Genomic DNA, 17278 nt, shown 5'->3' with positions numbered 1-17278 from the left:
GTCCGTTTTGCGCGAGCGGTGCTATAATACCAATGAATTGCTGCATTGCGACAATGGGGAGTTGCGGGCGAGGACGAGGGGCGGGGCGGCGCGTGTTCAACGTGCTCACGACAAGCTATCTTTTCCTGGGAGGAACGGGAGCGGGCGCCCTCGCCGTCCTGTGCGTGCTCGAGTGCGCCCGCGTGCTGCGGTGGCGCGCGCTGGCCATGCCGGAGGAGTTCTTCGCGCGGGCGTGGCCTGTGTGCGCGGTGACGCTGGCGACGGGCATGCTGTGCCTGCTGGCCGACTTGGGGCGCCCTGACCGCTTGCTCGGCCTGCTCTCCTCGCCGACGCCGTCGGCTATGGCGGCGGGATCGTTCGCGCTGGTCGCGGCATTGGCCTGCGCGGCGGCGTTCTCGCTGGGTGCGCTGCTGGACACCGTGCGCCTGCCGCGTGCGGCGGTGCTGGCGCTTGCGGCGGCGGGCGCGCTGTCGGCGGCGGTGACCGCGACGTACACCGGCGCGCTGCTGCAAAGCCTCGCGTCGGTGCTGCTGTGGCGCACGTCGCTCGTGCCGGTGCTGTTCGTGCTGTCGTCGGCATCGTGCGGCATCGCGACGGCGTTCCTGGCAGCCTCGTTCGTGGAGACGCGGCACCCGTACCGCGGGCCGCTCGTGTGGCTCGCGCGGATTGACGGCGGTATCGTGGTCGTCGAGGCTGGCTGCCTGTCTGCGTTCGTGCTGCTCGCGTTCGCGGGCGAGGAGACGGCCGCGGCTGCTCGGGCGCTCGCGTTCGGCGAGCTGGCGCCCGTGTTCTGGGGCGTGCTCGCGGTGTGCGGGCTGGCCGTGCCGCTGGTGCTGGAGCGCTTCCTCACGCATGGGAACAGCCGCACGCAGCTTCTGTGGATAGCGGCGCTGCTGCTGGTGGGAGGGTTCGCGCTGCGCTGGTGCATCGTCGGCGCGGGCGCATACGATGTGACGCAGATGCCGGAAGCGCTGTACGGGCTTTCGACGTTCGGGCTTACGGGATAAGGAGCGAGTGCGATGGCGAGACGACGGGCAGGCGAGCGGTTCGTGAAGGACGCCCCCTACGACGTGCGCGACAAGGATGCCGAGATCAGGGCGGCCACGTCCTACGTGCCGCGCAAATCGTCGCGCAACGGCGCGGTCATCTTCAACATCGCGACGTTCATCGCCACCTGCGCCGCGGTGCTGGGCATCGCGTTTGCGGCGACGGGAGGCGCGGGAATCGAGGCGATCGTTGCCATGCTGCTGGCGGCGCTGCTGGTGCTGTCGTCCACGCACATCGCGCTGAGCTGGGAGAAAGTGGTGGTGCTGCGGTTCGGCAAGCTGAACCGCGTCGTGGGGCCGGGTTTGTACTTCACCATCCCCGTCATCGAGCATGGCACCATCCGCGTGGACCAGCGCACCATCGCCACGCCCTTCTATGCCGAGAAGACGCTCACGGCCGACCTCGTGCCCGTCACGGTGGACGCCGTGCTGTTCTGGGTGGTGTGGGACGCCGAGAAGGCGTGCACCGAGGTGGAGGACTACTACGCGGCCGTGTCGTTCCTCGCCCAGACGGCGCTGCGCGAGGCGGTGGGCCGCTCCACGGTGGCCGAGGTGGCGCTGCGCCGCGACCAGCTGGACGCCGAGATCAAGGACGACATCGAGAAGGAGGCCGCCGGCTGGGGCGTGGACATTATCTCGGTGAAGGTGCGCGACATCGTGATCCCCGACGAGCTGCAGGAGGTCATGAGCTTGGAAGCGCAGGCCGACCGCGAGAAGAACGCGCGCATGACCGTGGTCGGCGTGGAAGCCGAGCTGGCCGAGATGCTGGCCGAGGCCGCGCGCGTCTACGGCGACCCGGAGGCGGCGCTCAAGCTGCGCACCATGCTCATGCAGTACGACACGGTGAAGAAATCCAAGGGCACCGTGGTCACCGTGCCCACCGCGATGAGCGACGGCTTCACGGATAGTGCTATGATGAACGGCGACCGAACTACTGAGAGATAGGCTTCCATGAATCCGCTCGCCTCATTCGAACTCGACTACAACAGCGGCCTGCCGGTGTGGATCCAGGTGAAGAACCGCATCGCGTACCTCATCGGCTCAGGCGAGTACAAAGCGGGCGACCAGCTTCCCACGGTGCGCTCGCTGGCCGTCGACCTCGATATCAGCTACAACACCGTGAACCGCGCCTACATGGACTTGGAGCGAGAGGGGTACATCTCCACGCGCAAGGGGAGGGGCACGTTCGTGGCCGAGCGCCACGCCGTGGGCGCCGCCCTCGCCGCCGACAACCCCGTCGAGCTGTTGGCGGACGATCTGATCCGCACCTGCGCCAACGCCGGCATGGCCGATGACGACATCCTGGCCCTGGTCCAAGCCCGGCTGGCCCAGAAAAGCCTGACGCGGGCGTAGGCGACCCGCGCTGGGCGGGCGCTGTACCCTCTTGGGCGCGAGCCTTTGCTTGTGGACGAAGAAACTTGTGTCGCGGCGATTCGCGATGCCCGCGATATGCGACCGGTGCGGTGTTCGGCGCGCGCATCGGCGCGTCTCTGTCGCGCCAAGAGAGAGGGGGGAGGGCGTCCGCGAAGCGCCCTGTACGACGTCAGCCGATTCGTCCCGCCGTCCCTCTCCACATTGTCGAGCCGCAAAGTGTCACAATGCCGGTTTCGTCCAGGCACAGATGTTTCACGTGAAACATCTGTGCCGTATCGCTTGATAAACCCATAAAAATCCTACCGTTTCCAGCATCATTTATCCTCGAAGTAGGCATGTTTATTAGATTGATTGTCGCAATGCATTGTGATAATGTGACAGTCACAAGGATTTGGCCAATTCTTATCAGGAGCAACAGGGGGATATCCGATAAGAGTGCGCTTGGGGACGAGGGGTTCGAAGGCGCCGCATGCTTGGGCGCCTGCTCGACGGACCGTTTTCCCGACGCCATCCGCAAAGGGGATATCCTGACACGATCTTTGAGGAGGAAAGATGTCAGGAGCAATCAGCTCGCACGGCGGGCTCACGCGCAGAAGCTTCCTGAAAGCAACCGGCGCCGTCGCAGGCGCGGCTGCCGTGACGGGCGTCGCGACGCCGACGCTGCAGGCGTTGGCGGCCGATTACGAATCAGGTCAAAAAGAGAGCGAGCAGGAACGGATCTTCCGCGGAGTATGCCGTCCCAACTGTTTCGCGTTCTGCCACTTGAACGTGCATGTGAGAGACGGAAAAGTGGTCAAAACCTCGCGTGCTCCGTACAACGAGAAATGCTACGATCGCATTTGCCAGCGAGGACTTTCGCATGTGCATAGAATCTACGATCCGGCGCGCTTGCAGTATCCAATGCGACGCGTGGAGGGAACCGAACGCGGTGCAGGCGAGTGGGAACGTGTGAGTTGGGACGAAGCACTTGACGAGATCGCCGGGAAGATCAAGTCTATCCAGACCGAATTTGGCGAGAGCGCCGTGGCGTTCCTTACCGCTTCAGGCAATCAGTCGTGCGCGATCACGAGCGCGTACGGCCGACTTTCCTCTCTTATGAATGCTAGCAGCATCGGCGCTTGCCTCGATATGGGCAGTTATTACGGCATGCAGGCGGTTGCCGGCTTGTACATCAGCCCTTTGATGGGTCTGCAGATGTGGGAAGGCAATGAGCCGACCGATGCCAAGAACGCGAAGACCATAGTGGTGTGGGGCGCCAATATTACCGACGCGCAGGTTCAGAACTGGCACCTGGTCAAGGAGGCCATGCAGGGCGGCACCAAGCTGGTGGTTATCGATCCGGTGTACACGCAGATCGCCTCAAAAGCCGACAGGTGGATTCCCATTCGCCCCGGTAGCGACACGCTGCTGAAGTACGCTCTCATGAACGTGGTTTTGGAAAAGGACGCGCAGGATGTGGCGTATTTGCAACAGCATACCGTCGCACCGTTCTTGGTGCGCAGCGATACGGGCATGTTCGTGCGCAGAAGCGACACCGGCATCGCCCCGGTTCCCACCGGCGTGATGAATCCTACCACGGGCAAGGAGGTCATGGACGATCCGTACATGGTTCTCTCGAACGGCGAACTCGTTTCTGTCGACGAAACGTCTGCGCCCGACATCGAAGGATCGTACGAGCTCGACGGTGTGAAGTGTCGCACGGCGTATGCGCTGCTGAAAGAGGAGATCCTCGATCATTCGCCCGAGAAGGTTTCGGAGCTTACCGAAGTATCGGTCGATGACATTTACGAGCTGGCCGAAATCTGCATGGACACCCCGGTGTACCACTATGAAGGCTATGGTCCCCAGGCGTACAACAACGGCGGCCATACCACGATGGCGGGTCTTACCCTTTGCGCCCTGTTGGGCAATTTGGGCAAGCCGGGAGCTTCTTACGGTGCGTTCTGGGGCGTCCATATGGGGGTCAATCCCGCGTATGCTGCCCCCAACGGTCCCAGCACGGGTTTTGCCATTCCCAGCGTCGACCTGAAGAACGTGGTGGAAACCGGCAAGTTCGGCGGCAAGCCCGCGCAGATCAAAATGCTGTGGATGTATTCGGCCAATCCGCTGAACACCCACACCGACACGCATGCGTGGACCGATGTCATTATTCCGGCTATGGAATACGTCGTGGTGGCGGATTCGGTCATGACCGATTCCGCACGCTACGCCGACATGGTGCTTCCCATCGCCCAGTGGTTCGAACTGGAGGAGGTTGCGAATGCGGGTCAGTGCTCCTCGCTGCACTACAGCGAGAAGGCTATCGATCCGCTTTACGAGAGCAAGCCCGATCCGCAAATCGTGACGGAGCTTGCGCAGAAGCTGGGGCTCGGCGATTATTTCAAGCTTGACAACGGTGGAATCCTCGAAGAAATGTACGACACCGATATGGGCAAGGCCCTGGGTATGGACATGGGCAACCTGCGTGAAAAAAAGCAGATACGCTTCATTCCCGGAGATGCGGAGACGGATCCCCATATCGCGTATGCGGATGGGAAATTCGGCACGGCATCGGGTCGCTTCGAGTTCTATCGCGAGATGCCGATGCCTCGCGCGGCCACTACCAAGACGCCTACTCCTGAAGAGATCGATCGCGAGCGCATGGCTCGCTGGTTCCCGCCGCTCGAGGCGTGGCCGGAAAACGAGTTGTACAAAAAGTACCCGCTTGTTCTCATGAGCGAGCGTCCCCGATACCGCGTTCACTCCCAATGGTTCAGCACGCCGCTGTTGCGCGAGCTTGATCCCGAGCCGTACGTGAAGATCAATCCCGCCGATGCCGAGGCGCGCGGCATTTCTGACGGAGATTACGTCGAGTGCTACAACGATCGTGGCTTCGCTGTTGCCAAGGCGGTGTATTCGCAAGCTATTCGACCTGGCATGTTGGTGTATCCCAAGGGATGGCAGCTGTCGCAGCATAAGGCGGGCGGTTGGTCGGAGCTGAGCTCCACGGAGTTCGATGTGTTCGCGGTGAACAACAACTTCATGGACGTGCTTTGCGAGATTCGCGTGTGGAATGAAGGGGGTGCTCGATAATGGCCGAGCGGCTGGGTATGGTCATAGATATGAAAGGGTGCGTTGCCTGCGCTTCGTGTGCGGTGGCGTGCAAAGTGGAGAACAACTTGCCTGACGGTGTTTGGTGGAACCGCATCTTGACGGATGGCGGGGACAATCCCGACACTCCGGCGGGAGCATACCCGAATTTGACGATGGAGAATATCGCTGTTGCGTGCCAGCATTGCGAGAATCCTGCGTGCGTGAAGGTGTGCCCTGTTGGAGCAACGTACAAAGATCCTGAAACCGGTGCGGTTCGTCAGGACTACGATAAGTGCATCGGTTGCCGCATGTGCATGTCGGCGTGTCCGTACACGGGCGTTCGCTCGTTCAACTGGGAAGAGCCGAAGCATGCGATCGGCCATGCTATGGGCGATGCCGACGTGGCGACGCATCAGAAGCACGTGGTGGAGAAGTGCACGATGTGCTGGCATCGGCTGGCGAAGGGTTTGCAGCCGGCTTGCGTGGAGGTATGTCCCGGACGGGTGCGCTTCTTCGGCGATTTCAACGATCCCGAATCCGAGGTGTCGCGCCTTCTTCGCGAACGCGCCCATAAGCAGCTTTTGCCCGAGCGCGGCACGAACCCCTCCGTCTACTACCTCGTTTAAGCAGAAAGGGAGAATGAAATGTCTGAGAACACTCAGGCGGCGCCTGCCGCCAAGGCTCCTGCTGCCAGATTCGGGGGCAAGGGGCTCAACATCGGCATCGTCGTGGCGGCGGTCGTCACCGTCGCGGGGCTGGCCCTCTGGGGCATGCAGCTCTCCGGCGGCCTCGTCCAAACGGGTATGCGCAACTTCGACTCGTGGGGCCTCTACATCACTATGTTCATGTTCCTCGTGGGTCTGTCGGCCGGCGGCCTGATCATCAGCTCGGTGCCGCGCGCCTTCGGCATGAAGGGCTTCGGCGGCATCTCGAAGATCGCCGTGTGGACGTCCATCTGCTGCACGGTGCTGGCCGTGGGCTTCGTGGTGATCGACCTCGGCCAGCCGCTTCGCCTGTGGGAGCTGTTCGCGTACTCGAACCTGGGCAGCCCGCTCATGTGGGACATCGCGGTCATCTCGATCTACCTCATCCTGTCCGTCGTGTACCTGTGGGCGACGCTGCGCGCCGAGGCGGGCAAGGTGTCGGAGAAAGCCCTGCGCGTGATCTCGGTCGTCGCGCTGGTCACCGCCGTGCTCGTGCACTCGGTGACGGCTTGGATCTTCGGGCTGCAGCAGGCCCACGAGTTCTGGCACACCGCCCTGCTCGCGCCCTGGTTCGTGTCCTCGGCGCTGGTGTGCGGCGTGGCGCTGGTGCTCGTGGTGGTCATCGCGCTGCGCAAGGCCGGGTACCTCGAGCTCGATCAGGCCAACGTCGTCAAGCTCGTCAAGATGCTGGGCGCGTTCGTCGTCGTCGACCTGTACTTCTTCGGCTGTGACCTGCTGACCGCCGGCTTCCCGGGCGGCTCGGGCTCCGAGATCGTCGCCATGCTCGCAACCGGCCCGCTCGCCCCGTTCTTCTGGGTCGAGGTCGTCGGCTGCGCGCTGTGCGCCGCGGTGTGCTTCACGCCGAAGCTGCGCACGGACCCGCTCGTCGTGGTCGCCAGCCTGCTGGCCATTGTCGGCATCTTCTGCAAGCGCGCGCAGCTGCTGGTGGGTGGGTTCCAGATCCCGAACCTGGACTACGCCGGTCCCATGACGCAGTACACGGTGACCGACTGGGCTACCGGCATGACAGGCGCCTACCAGGGCATGGTGTATTGGCCGACGCCGATCGAGTTCGGCATCGTGCTGGGCGTGGTCGGCCTGGGCGCCCTGCTCCTGCTGCTGGGCCTCAAGTACCTGCCGCTCAAGCCGGTTGATCATGACCGCTGACGCGGACGCTTCGGAAGGAGCGCGGCTTCGCGCGCTCCTTCCTTGTCTGACGAGGTGAAGCCATGTTCAAGAAACTGCTCGTGACGCTTGTCGCCTTCCTGCTTGCGGGCGCGTGCGTGCTCGCGGCGGGTGCCGCGGCCGAGCCTGCGACGGGGGTGCGGCCGATCGAGGCCGATTCCCCCTGCCCGGCCGTCGGGTGCGCGTCGGGGTCGTGCCACGGCTTCGACGACGTGCCCGAGCCCGACGGCGTCCACGAGATGACGTGCCCGGAGGCGTCGTGCGCCTCGACCGAGTGTCATGCGTGGGACACGCTGGCCACGCGCTATTACCAGGCGTCCGACGCGAGCCTGAACCTGTGGGTGCTTGCGCCCGTGGCCTTGGTCGTGGGCCTTGTGCTGATCGTGCGGAAGGTGGGGTGATGCCGTATGGATAGGAAGCTTCTCGCCGTCGATGCGGCGTGCTTGCTGGTTTACCTGGTCGCGGCGAGCCCGGCTCTCACGGGCATCGGCATCCACGAATGGCTGGGTCTCGGCGTGCTGGTCGTGTTCTTCGCGCATGCCGCGATGCATGTCGACTGGGCCGTCGAGGCGGTCAGGTCTGCGTTCGCGCGGCCTTCGTGGGCGCGGACGGGGAACCTTGCGCTCGACCTTCTCATCGTCGCCGCGTTCATGACGGTGACGGTATCGGGGATCATGGTGTCGGGCGCAGTGCTGCCGGCGCTGGGGCTGTACGCGGACGGCTACTACTTCTGGGATCCGCTGCACGCGATCGCGGCGAAGGCGCTGCTCGCGCTGCTGCTCGTGCACGTCGTGGCGCATTGGCGCTGGCTGGCCGGTTTCTTCAAGAACGGGAAAGGGGAACGTCATGGGAAATGAAGTTGCGGACGCGAGCGTCTGGCAAGCCCGCGCCGCCGCCTGGGAGCTCGCGGCGCTGAGCCTGCGCTACCCGGACGCGGAGCTGGCCGAAGCCGCGGCGGGCGGCGAGTGGGACGAGGCGGCGGGGGAGATCCTGGCCGCGCTGGGCCTGCCCGCGGAGGTCCCCGCGGCGGCGGGCGATCCCGCAGGCCCTCCCGCCGCCCGCGCGGCCGGCGCCGAGGCCGCCGCGGGCGCCGACGCGCTCCTGCGCGCCCTGCGCCCGGAGGCCACGCGCCTGTTCGTCGGGGCGCCCGAGCCCGCCTGCTCGCCCTACGAGGGCGTGTGGGCCGCCGAGGCCGACGGGGTGCAGCCGCTTCTGTTCGTGAACCCCCGCTCCATGGAGGTAGAGCGCTTCATGCGCTCCTGCGGCCTCGGCCGCCCCGAGGGCACCAACGAGCCCCTCGACCACGTCGCCACGGAATGCGAGCTCCTGGAGCGCCTGGCCCTGCGCGCGGCCGGAGCCCCGGCTTCCGAGGGCGCCCCGGACGGCGCCGGCCTCCCTGGAGGGAGCCCGGCCGCCGCCTACGAGACCTTCCTCTCCGGGCACGCCCAAGCCTGGATGCCAGCCTTCGCCGAGCGCCTGGCCGCCGAGGCGCGCCATCCCTTCTACCGCGCGGCGGCGGCCTACTTGGGGGCGCTCGTCGGGTAGGACGTTGCCAAACCGGCCGATTCCAGCCATCTTGCTGCGAGTCTCTGACCAGGTAAAACAATGTATATTACCTGGTCAGAGGTGTGACAAAAAATGACTGTATTGGTAACCGGCTGTTCGGCCGCTTCGTCTCGCGTTCGGTCGAGGCGGCGAAATCCGGTAGAGATTCACGGTTCAGGCGCAGATCGGGGTGCTTCGTGGCTTCGAAGAAGCCTGATAACGCGGAAATCCCTGGTAAAGCATCTCGATGTCGGCCTATGTCGTGCCCAGTCCGTGATTTTCTGCCATATTCTGCCGACGCAATCGCACGTGCGTTGAAAGCGCGAAGTATTTGGCGCGTTTTGGTCGTCCGTTGTGTGGCCGCCGCTCGCGGCTTACGCGTTCCAGATGACGCACGCCGGTTGTGGCACGTCCACGCACGCGACCGCTCGCAGCATCCCGTCGGCATCGCGTTCGAACAGGCGCACGTCGTCGCTCGCGAGGTTGGCGACGGCCAGAAAGCGCCCGTCGGGCGACGGCGAAAAGTGCCGCGGCCCCTTCCCTCCGGACGCAACGTCGCAGCGCCCCGCAACCCGTCCTTGGTCGTCCACCGGGAAGACGACCAGCTGGTCGCTTCCGCGCACCGACGCGTACAGTTGCCGCCCGTCGGGCGAGAACGCGATATGCGCCGCCAGCGCGTCGCCGCTTGGCGCCTGCGGCAGACTCAGCTGCTCGACGATCCGCCAATGCAGCCCGCCTTCGTCGATCCGGAACACCAGCACGTCGCACGCCAGCTCGTTCACCAGCGCGGCCATCGGCAGACGCGGGTGGTACGCCACCATGCGCGGCCCCGACCCTGCCGGCACGCGCACGGTTTCCGCAGCCGTCGGCGCGAGCATTCCGCACGCGTCAACCTGGTAGATCACAAGCGCGTCGAGCCCCAGGTCCACGGCGACCAGCAGCCGCGTTCCCGGCACGAAGCTCAGCGAGTGCACATGGGGCCCCTCCTGCCGATCGTCCCGCAGACCGCGCCCTTCGTGGCGCCGCGACGGCACGCCCGCCGCCAGACGCCCGTCGTCCAGCAGCGCGCAGCAGGCGACGGATCCGCTCAAGTAGTTCGCCCCGAAGAGGTTGCGTCCGTTCGGATCGGGCAGCACGAAGCACGTGCCCGCATCGTAGGGCGCCGTGCACGCTCCGCGGCAGGTCAGCGAGCCGTCCGGCTCGATGGCGTAGGCGGCCATCCGCCCGCAGGAGTCCAGCTCGTGAGCGGCGAACAGCAGCGATCCGCGCTGCGCCAGATAGGTTGGGTTCGCCCCGCAGCTGTCCGCGCGCACGACGTGCGCCTCGTCGCCGCTTTCGTCGAACGCGATCGTGCGGATACCGCCGCGATCGGCGCCGTCGGTGTAGCTGCCGACGAACAGCCGCCGCAGGGCGGGAGCGGCATCGGCGCTCATGAGCGCTCCTCCGCCAGCTCCTCGCGGTTCAGAATTCCGAAGCGGCGGTACAGCGGCAGCGTGGCGAACCGATTCCACGCCGTGATCAACGGTCCGGTGAAGAACGCGGCGATCACGGTGAACACGCCGATGGGTCCGCCCGCCAGCACCGCCAGGACGGTCACGGAGATGTCCTGCGTCATGCGGCACGCCGTGTACGAGAAGGGCAGGCGTTCGGCGGCGATGGGCGCGACGGCGTCGATGGGCGCCACGCCCATGCGCGTCTTCAGGTACAGCGACACGCCCAGCGTGAACAGCAGCGTGCCGATGGCCAGATGAACGCCTGCGCTGACCAGGCCTTCGAACTTCGGCAGAAAGCCGAGCAGCCACGTGAACAGCTCGATGAGGTAGCCTACGCCCACCATGTTGATGAGCGTGCCCAGGCCTATCTGGTACTTGTCCAGCGCGAACACCGCTGCCAAGATCGCCAGGTTCACTAGCAGCTGGAACGTGCCGAAGTCCATGCCCACGCGCGCGCTGAACCCCAGGTTCATAGCGGTGAACGGGTCGACGCCCACGTTTCCCACGCGGCACACCGTGGTGCCCAGCGCGATGCACACGATGCCGAGGCACGAGAACAGCAGCTTGCCTTTGAGGTTGTAGGTGTGGCGCAGGTCCATCCATTTCGCCATGAGCCGTCGCCTTTCTTGCGGGAATGATTCCGTCGATTCGCCAAGTATGGCCGGGGAGGTCCGTAATCCCGGCGCGCGGCCGCTTTTTGTGCGGAACCTGTCAGGGCTTCGCCATGCGCCCGGCACGCAGCGGGGAAGGGCGGCCGCCGACTGGCGCGACCCGCCCCGCGTATGACACGTTGTCATATCAAACGCTTCCGTTTTGTGCGATACTGACCCCAGCGCAAAAGCGCTCGGGCGCGCGGAAGGCGAAGGAGGGGGACGATGTTCAGCGTTTTGGCGGTGGGCTATCTGTTCCTCGGCGGCGCGGGCGCGGGCGCTATCGCGGTTGCGTCGATCCTCGACCTCGTGTGGGTGAAGGCCCCGTTCGGGCATACATCGCGCATCGGCATCGGGGAGGCGACGCCGCTTGAGCGCACGGTGGCCGTCGGCATGCTCGCCGGGTTCGCGGCGCTCGCGCTCGGCATGCTGTTCTTGCTGTTCGACCTGGGGCGCATCGATCGCGTCGCCTCGCTCTTGCTGCGGCCCTCGCTCTCGTTTCTCACGGTGGGCACCTACGCGCTCGCGGGGCTGGCGGCATGCGCGGCGCTGCTGGTGGCCGTGCGGTTCGCCTATCTGCCCAGCGTGCCGCGCGGAGCGGTCCGAGCCGTCGAGGCCGCGGCTGCGGTCGTGGCCGTCGTGGTCATGCTGTACACCGGTTTGCTGCTGCAGAACACGGGCGCGGTGGCCTTGTGGAGCTCTCCGCTTGTGCCCGTGCTGTTCCTGCTGTCGTCGCTTTCCTGCGGCATGGCTGCGCTTCTGCTGGCGGCGTACTTCGCGCCGGCGGACGCGGGCACCGCATGGCTTTTCCGCATGCTCGCGCGCGTCGACGCCCTGATCGTCGTGCTGGAGGCCGCGGCCGCGGCGCTGTTCGTCGCGTTCGCGCTCGCCGACGACCATCCGGGGGCGGTCGCGTCCGCCCAGCGTCTTGCGGAGGGCGACTTGGCTTTGTGGTGGTGGGTGGGCTTCGCGCTGTGCGGGCTCGTCGTGCCGCTGGCGGTGGAAGGCGTGCTGTCAGCGCGCGGCTCCTTCTCCGAGGCGTGCCGAACGGGGCTGGCCGTGGCGACCGTGCTCGTGCTGGTGGGCGGGTTCAGCATGCGCACCGCCCTGGCCGAGGCGGGGTCGCATCGCGAGCTCGCGCTGGAAGGCGCGGCGGCGGAGCAAACGTTCGAAGGCGAGCCGACCGGGCTCGAACTTCGATTGGAATAGAAAGAACGGACACGTGGCCCTATTCGAGATAAACGAGAAGAGCAGCATCCCCATCTGGCTGCAGCTGAAGAACCGGTTCATCTACCTCATCACCTCGGGGTACTACAAGCCGGGCGACCAGCTGCCCACCGTGCGCGGCCTCGCCGCGGACGTCGAGGTGAACTACAACACGGTGAGCAAGGTGTACATGAGCCTCGAGCAGGACGGCTACATCCAGTCCAAACGCCGCCAGGGCGCGTTTGTCCTCGATGTGTCCGACAAGCCGGGCGTCAGCATCTCGTCCACGGCCGAGATCGTCACGAGCGAGTACCTCAAGCGCTGCTTCGAGCTGGGCATGTCGCTGGAGGACATCGAGCAGCAGTTCGCGCTCAGCTTGAACGAAGCGAAAACCAAGCGGGACGCAGGCTAAAGGCCGCGCCCGAACGCGAAGGGAGATCGAACGATGAAACGCGACAAGCGAGCAGGCGCGGAAGCGGGCGTCGGGCCGACGGGGTTCTCGACGGGCGCCATGCCCGCGTATTCCGACGGCCGCGGCGCCCCCGACGGCATCCGCTCGGTGACCAACCGCAGCCGCGCCTCGCGCAACGGAGCCGTCGTGTTCGCCGTGGTGGTGTTCGTGCTGGCGTTCGGCATCGTGCTGGCGGCGGCGCAGGCGGCGTTCGCGGAGATCGGCCTCGTCGCCCTCGTAAGTGCGGCCATCGTCGGGTGGCTGGCATCCTCGTCGGTGCACATCGTGTTGGAGTGGGAGAAGGCGGTGGTGCTGCGCTTCGGCAAGTTCAACCGCGTGGCGGGCCCCGGCCTCGTGTTCACCTGGCCCATCATCGAGTTCTACACGTTGCGCATCGATCAGCGCGTGGCAACCACGTACTTCGGCGCCGAGGAGACGCTCACGAGCGATCTCGTGCCCATCAACGTGGATGCCGTGCTGTTCTGGATGGTGTTTAGCGCCAAGAAGGCGTGCGTGGAGGTGGAGGACTACTCGGCCGCCGTGGCCTGGGTGGCCCAGACGGCCATGCGCAAGGCCATCGGGCGCGCCACCGTGGCCGAGGTGGCTATGCGACGCGACCAGCTGGACGCCGAGCTGAAAGACGCCATCGAGGAGAAGCTCAGCCCCTGGGGCATCGACATCATCGACGTGGAGGTGCGCGACATCGTCGTGCCGAAAGAGCTGCAGGAGGCCATGGCCATGGAGGCCGTGGCCGAGCGCAAGAAGAACGCCCGCATGGTGCTGGCCGAGGCCGAGAAGGACATCTCCGAGATGCTGAAAGATGCCTCCGAAGTGTACGCCGGCGATCAGGACGCCATGAAGCTGCGCACGATGCATCTGGCCTACGAAAGCGTCGAGCAGTCGGGCGGCACGCTGGTCATCCCCAGCGCCTTCAGCGAGGGCTTCGCGCCTGAAGCCGGGGGTGCGGCGACCGCGGGAAGGCCCGCAGCGGGGGAGTAGCGCGGGCTTCGAGCGGCGTCTCCTAAGTGCGCAAAGGAGCTCCTTGGTTGAAGGGCTTCAGGCCAGTGGCCTCTTCGGCAGCGGCCAACATGCGAGCCAAAGGTGCGAAACGCGCCGATTTTGGCTACTATATGAGCTAGGCTGCGGCCGAATGCCGCAGTCGGCTCTCATGCCATAACCTCCATGATAACCCTTTATACTCCCAGTTCAACCTCTATATCCTCAAAATAGTATAACTTCCTGTCATATCCTGTCATACATTATTATTGATAATCATAGTGACATATGGCAGACTATGACAAGAAGGAATCGGCCGATTCTGATATGAGGGGGAATATCGGAACCTGTATTGGAGCGCACGCGCACCCATGCAGCCGGAGGGGGATACCCGTACGCGGAACACTCACCTTCTTACGATGATCCCCAGGCATTCTGCAACATGAATGGAGGAGGAGACATGTCTGAGACGAAGAGCCCGCTCGGCGGACTCACGCGTAGAGGCTTCCTGAAGACGACGGGTGCCGTCACGGCCGTCGCGGCTGTCGCAGGCACGGGCGCTGCGCTGGCGCCGATGCCGGCGAATGCGGAGGGAAGTTCATCCGCCGATGGCGAGCAGACGTTCAGGAGCGCATGCCGCGGCAACTGCGGTAGCCGCTGCCCCTTGGAGGTGACGGTGCGCGAGGGCAAGGTGGTCAAAGCCCGTCCCATGGATATGCCCGGCGAGGATGCCGTCCGCAAGCGCTTCTGCGTGAAGGGGTTCAGCCAGCCGCAGCGCGTGTACGATACCGACCGGCTCAAGTACCCCATGAAGCGCGTCGGGGAGCGCGGAGCGGGCGAGTGGGAGCGCATCAGCTGGGACGAGGCTGTTAGCACCATCGCGGAGAAGATGGGCGCGGCTATCAAAGATTACGGTGGCACGTCGGTTGCCGTTTGGTCCTCGTATGGTTCGTACGGCGTTCTGAACGGTGCGATGGCAGGCTACATGTCCGTTGCCTACGGTCGCTTCATCACGGCCGTCGGGGGCTCGGTACTGGGAGCCGGTGCCGATACGGCGCAGCAGCATGAGCAGTCGACGCTGCTGGGGATTTCGGGCAACGACTTCGTGGATGCCGCCAACGCCAAGACCATTATCTCGTGGGGCGGCAATCCGGCGGAAGCGTACGTGCATGCGTGGCAGTTCGTGTGCGATGCGCGCGAGAAGGGCGCAAAGCTCATCACCATCGACCCGCAGTTCACCGCGTCGGCCATGCACTCCGACGTCTACGTTCCCGTCCGGCCGGGCACCGACGGCGCGCTCATGCTGGCCATGGCCAATCATATTATCGAGAACGGCTTGATGGACGAAGAATTCATGCGAAGCAGCACGGTGTCTCCGTTCTTGGTGAAGGAGGACGGCACGTACCTTCACATGAGCGATCTGGGCACGCCTGCCACCGAGGGACCGGTCGATCCGCGCACGGGCAAGCCCACCGTGATCGATCCGGTTGCGGTGTGGGACGAGGCTGCCGGCGCACCTGCGACCGCCGATGCCGCGCAGAAGCCCGCCATCGAAGGATCGTTCGAGGTGCAGGGTTTCGCCGTGAAACCGGTCTACCAAGTTGTCAAGGAGAGCATTTCCGAATACACCGTCGAGAGGGCTGCGGACATTTGCGACCTCCCGAAGGAGCAGATCGAGGAACTGGCCCGCGTGTATGCCACCGAAGGCCCCGTGTACGTCATGACGTTCCAGGGACTCGGACACCATGCGAACTCCCATCACAACTTCAAGAACCTCGCGTTCCTCGCGGCTCTGACCGGCAACGCCGGCAAGCCGGGCGCTTCCATCTGCGGCAGCCCATCGACGGGCATGGTGGGCTACAACGTGAAAGCCTACATGTTGGGAACTCCCGGTGCCAGCTTCTGCGGCATGTACCTCCCGAAGGTCATGGAGGAGAAAAAGTGGGCGGGGCAGGATCTCGAGATTCGCGTTCTGTGGTGCTGCAACGGCAACATGCTGTCCTGCGAGTCGGGCCGTCAAGACCTCATCGACGCTGTCAAGAAGATCGACTTCGTGGTGTGCGCAGACGTCAACATGACCGACACTGCGCAGTGGGCCGATATCCTTTTGCCGGTGCCCCATTCGTTCGAGGTGCAGGATTTCGACCCGGTGTGCTCGGTGCCGTATCCCACGTTCACCCAGAAAGTGCTCGACCCTCTGTACGAATGCAAGACCGATCTGGAGATCATGCGTCTGGTGACCGCGAAGATGGGCATGGACATCTACCCGAAATCGGACGATGATTTCTTGAAGGAAGTCATCGATACCGAGGCCAACGTCAAGCAGGGCTGCACGTTCGACGAGCTCAAGACGGGCAAGCTGGTTCGCGATGCTTCTTACACCGAGTCGCGTATGGTGCCGAAGTTCGGCAGCGCCGAGGCGCAGCGTTTGAAGTACTACCTCGAGAAGCCCACGCCGCGCAACAACTTCGGGCAGAAGATCGCCGATTGCGAGCGTCTGCCTTACTACGAGCACGCGAACGAGGCATACGAGGAGAATCCGCTGCGCGACAAGTATCCGCTGTTCGGATGCAGCGAGCACAGCAAGTATCACGTGCATTCGCAGCTGGCGTACACGCCGGTCATGCGCGAGCTCGAGCCCGAGCCGTTGCTGAAGGTCAACGCGACCGATGCCGCCGAGCGCGGAATCCAGCAGGGCGACTACGTGCGCGTCTACAACGATCACGGCTATGCCGTGCTCAAGGCGCGTGTGACCGAGGGCATCAAGCCGGGAGTCGTCTCCATTCCGCACGGTTTCCAGGCTAGCCAGTTTGTCGAGGGGCATACGCAGGATCTGACGAATGTGTACATGAACGATTTCTGCTCGAACAGCGCCTTCTACGACTTCCTCTGCGAAGTCGAGAAGTACGAAGGGGGTGTGAGGTAATGGCCCGCTACGGCATGGTCATCGACACGAAGCGATGCGTGGGGTGCAACGCCTGCTCCGTGAACTGCAAGATAACAAACAACCTTCCCGAGACTAATTGGTGGACCCGGGTCCTCACGGAGGGCGGCGACGAGATCGACACGCCGGCCGGCGTCTTCCCTGACGTGTCGATGCGCTATATCACTGTAGGCTGCCAGCATTGCGAGAACCCGACTTGCACGAAGGTGTGCCCTGTGGGGGCAACCTACAAAGATCCCGAGACGGGCGTCGTGCGTCAGGACTACGACAAGTGCATCGGCTGCCGTATGTGCATGGCGGCTTGCCCGTACACGGGCGTACGCTCGTTCAACTGGGAGGAGCCGAAGTACCCCGTCGACCATGCTGTCGGCGATGCAGACGTCCCGAAGCACCAGAAGCATGTGGTCGAGAAATGCACCTTCTGCTACCAGCGCCTTGCCCGTGAGGAGGTGCCGGCATGCATGGAGTTGTGCCCGGCTCGCGCCCGTCACTTCGGTGACTTCGACGATCCGGATTCGGAGGTGTCGAAGCTTGTCAAAGAGCGCTCCTACGAGCAGCTGCTGGCCAGCGAAGGCACGAAGCCATCCGTGTACTACCTCGTGTAAGGGGATT

General features: G+C 64.6%; 16 protein-coding genes. 14 read left to right on the top strand and 2 right to left on the bottom strand.

Annotated features, from left to right (window positions below; all coding sequences use genetic code 11):
• The first annotated feature begins 92 nt into the window (after positions 1 to 92).
• From nrfD (ELEN_RS11985) to ELEN_RS11945, 9 genes are all read left to right on the top strand, one after another.
• Positions 93 to 1007, top strand: a complete 915-nt coding sequence (gene nrfD, locus ELEN_RS11985) for an NrfD/PsrC family molybdoenzyme membrane anchor subunit (protein ID WP_015761138.1) — start codon at positions 93 to 95, stop codon at positions 1005 to 1007.
• A 12-nt stretch (positions 1008 to 1019) separates the two neighbouring features.
• The gene (locus tag ELEN_RS11980; protein ID WP_015761137.1) at positions 1020 to 1991 is read left to right on the top strand and encodes a slipin family protein; all 972 of its coding nucleotides are present in this window, start codon (positions 1020 to 1022) and stop codon (positions 1989 to 1991) included.
• Positions 1992 to 1997: 6 nt separating this feature from the next.
• Positions 1998 to 2399 (top strand): GntR family transcriptional regulator, encoded by a 402-nt coding sequence (locus ELEN_RS11975; RefSeq protein ID WP_009305087.1) that lies wholly within the window; start codon positions 1998 to 2000, stop codon positions 2397 to 2399.
• Between the two features lie 573 nt (positions 2400 to 2972).
• Positions 2973 to 5492 carry a molybdopterin-containing oxidoreductase family protein gene (locus tag ELEN_RS11970; RefSeq protein ID WP_015761135.1) on the top strand — a complete coding sequence of 840 codons (2520 nt, stop codon included), beginning with the start codon at positions 2973 to 2975 and terminating at the stop codon, positions 5490 to 5492.
• Positions 5492 to 6118 carry a 4Fe-4S dicluster domain-containing protein gene (locus ELEN_RS11965; protein ID WP_009305085.1) on the top strand — a complete coding sequence of 209 codons (627 nt, stop codon included), beginning with the start codon at positions 5492 to 5494 and terminating at the stop codon, positions 6116 to 6118. The genes ELEN_RS11970 and ELEN_RS11965 overlap by 1 nt, the downstream gene beginning before the upstream one ends.
• An 18-nt stretch (positions 6119 to 6136) precedes the next feature.
• Positions 6137 to 7363: an NrfD/PsrC family molybdoenzyme membrane anchor subunit gene (gene nrfD, locus ELEN_RS11960; protein WP_015761134.1), complete on the top strand. Its 1227-nt coding sequence runs from the start codon at positions 6137 to 6139 to the stop codon at positions 7361 to 7363.
• Between the two features lie 62 nt (positions 7364 to 7425).
• Positions 7426 to 7782, top strand: coding sequence for a hypothetical protein (locus ELEN_RS11955; protein ID WP_009305083.1), 357 nt, complete (start codon positions 7426 to 7428; stop codon positions 7780 to 7782).
• 6 nt (positions 7783 to 7788) lie between these two features.
• The gene (locus ELEN_RS11950) at positions 7789 to 8238 is read left to right on the top strand and encodes a DUF4405 domain-containing protein (protein ID WP_015761133.1); all 450 of its coding nucleotides are present in this window, start codon (positions 7789 to 7791) and stop codon (positions 8236 to 8238) included.
• Positions 8228 to 8926: a TorD/DmsD family molecular chaperone gene (locus ELEN_RS11945; RefSeq protein ID WP_015761132.1), complete on the top strand. Its 699-nt coding sequence runs from the start codon at positions 8228 to 8230 to the stop codon at positions 8924 to 8926. The genes ELEN_RS11950 and ELEN_RS11945 overlap by 11 nt, the downstream gene beginning before the upstream one ends.
• Positions 8927 to 9300: 374 nt before the next feature.
• On the opposite strand, the gene ELEN_RS11940 is transcribed toward ELEN_RS11945, so the two are convergent.
• Together ELEN_RS11940 and ELEN_RS11935 are read right to left on the bottom strand one after the other, a co-directional pair.
• Positions 9301 to 10359 carry a lactonase family protein gene (locus ELEN_RS11940; protein WP_015761131.1) on the bottom strand — a complete coding sequence of 353 codons (1059 nt, stop codon included), beginning with the start codon at positions 10357 to 10359 and terminating at the stop codon, positions 9301 to 9303.
• The gene (locus tag ELEN_RS11935; RefSeq protein WP_015761130.1) at positions 10356 to 11030 is read right to left on the bottom strand and encodes a YczE/YyaS/YitT family protein; all 675 of its coding nucleotides are present in this window, start codon (positions 11028 to 11030) and stop codon (positions 10356 to 10358) included. The genes ELEN_RS11940 and ELEN_RS11935 overlap by 4 nt, the downstream gene beginning before the upstream one ends.
• A gap of 264 nt (positions 11031 to 11294) precedes the next feature.
• On the opposite strand from ELEN_RS11935, the gene nrfD (ELEN_RS11930) reads away from it, so the two are divergent.
• The 5 genes from nrfD (ELEN_RS11930) (at position 11295) to ELEN_RS11910 (ending at position 17271) form a co-directional block, all read left to right on the top strand.
• Positions 11295 to 12278, top strand: a complete 984-nt coding sequence (gene nrfD / locus ELEN_RS11930) for an NrfD/PsrC family molybdoenzyme membrane anchor subunit (RefSeq protein WP_015761129.1) — start codon at positions 11295 to 11297, stop codon at positions 12276 to 12278.
• Positions 12279 to 12291: 13 nt separating this feature from the next.
• The gene (locus ELEN_RS11925) at positions 12292 to 12687 is read left to right on the top strand and encodes a GntR family transcriptional regulator (protein WP_009608997.1); all 396 of its coding nucleotides are present in this window, start codon (positions 12292 to 12294) and stop codon (positions 12685 to 12687) included.
• 33 nt (positions 12688 to 12720) lie between these two features.
• A complete protein-coding gene (locus ELEN_RS11920; RefSeq protein WP_015761128.1) occupies positions 12721 to 13725 on the top strand; it encodes a slipin family protein in 1005 nt (334 codons plus the stop codon).
• A 457-nt stretch (positions 13726 to 14182) separates the two neighbouring features.
• Positions 14183 to 16648, top strand: a complete 2466-nt coding sequence (locus tag ELEN_RS11915; protein ID WP_015761127.1) for a molybdopterin-containing oxidoreductase family protein — start codon at positions 14183 to 14185, stop codon at positions 16646 to 16648.
• On the top strand, positions 16648 to 17271 hold the full coding sequence (locus tag ELEN_RS11910) for a 4Fe-4S dicluster domain-containing protein (protein WP_015761126.1): 624 nt from the start codon (positions 16648 to 16650) through the stop codon (positions 17269 to 17271). Before ELEN_RS11915 ends, ELEN_RS11910 begins: the two co-directional genes overlap by 1 nt.
• The last annotated feature ends 7 nt before the right edge of the window (positions 17272 to 17278 follow it).

The sequence above is a fragment of the Eggerthella lenta DSM 2243 genome (genome assembly GCF_000024265.1).
GTDB lineage: Bacteria > Actinomycetota > Coriobacteriia > Coriobacteriales > Eggerthellaceae > Eggerthella > Eggerthella lenta.
Note: the sequence above shows the minus strand (reverse complement) of the source record. Positions and strands in the feature narration are given on the sequence as shown.

Coding starts and splice junctions, on each gene's coding strand:
- ELEN_RS11980 (WP_015761137.1), top strand. CDS start 1,020: ATGGCGAGACGACGGGCAGGCGAGCGGTTCGTGAAGGACGCCCCCTAC.
- ELEN_RS11975 (WP_009305087.1), top strand. CDS start 1,998: ATGAATCCGCTCGCCTCATTCGAACTCGACTACAACAGCGGCCTGCCG.
- ELEN_RS11970 (WP_015761135.1), top strand. CDS start 2,973: ATGTCAGGAGCAATCAGCTCGCACGGCGGGCTCACGCGCAGAAGCTTC.
- ELEN_RS11965 (WP_009305085.1), top strand. CDS start 5,492: ATGGCCGAGCGGCTGGGTATGGTCATAGATATGAAAGGGTGCGTTGCC.
- nrfD (WP_015761134.1), top strand. CDS start 6,137: ATGTCTGAGAACACTCAGGCGGCGCCTGCCGCCAAGGCTCCTGCTGCC.
- ELEN_RS11955 (WP_009305083.1), top strand. CDS start 7,426: ATGTTCAAGAAACTGCTCGTGACGCTTGTCGCCTTCCTGCTTGCGGGC.
- ELEN_RS11950 (WP_015761133.1), top strand. CDS start 7,789: ATGGATAGGAAGCTTCTCGCCGTCGATGCGGCGTGCTTGCTGGTTTAC.
- ELEN_RS11945 (WP_015761132.1), top strand. CDS start 8,228: ATGGGAAATGAAGTTGCGGACGCGAGCGTCTGGCAAGCCCGCGCCGCC.
- ELEN_RS11940 (WP_015761131.1), bottom strand. CDS start 10,359: ATGAGCGCCGATGCCGCTCCCGCCCTGCGGCGGCTGTTCGTCGGCAGC.
- ELEN_RS11935 (WP_015761130.1), bottom strand. CDS start 11,030: ATGGCGAAATGGATGGACCTGCGCCACACCTACAACCTCAAAGGCAAG.
- nrfD (WP_015761129.1), top strand. CDS start 11,295: ATGTTCAGCGTTTTGGCGGTGGGCTATCTGTTCCTCGGCGGCGCGGGC.
- ELEN_RS11920 (WP_015761128.1), top strand. CDS start 12,721: ATGAAACGCGACAAGCGAGCAGGCGCGGAAGCGGGCGTCGGGCCGACG.
- ELEN_RS11915 (WP_015761127.1), top strand. CDS start 14,183: ATGTCTGAGACGAAGAGCCCGCTCGGCGGACTCACGCGTAGAGGCTTC.
- ELEN_RS11910 (WP_015761126.1), top strand. CDS start 16,648: ATGGCCCGCTACGGCATGGTCATCGACACGAAGCGATGCGTGGGGTGC.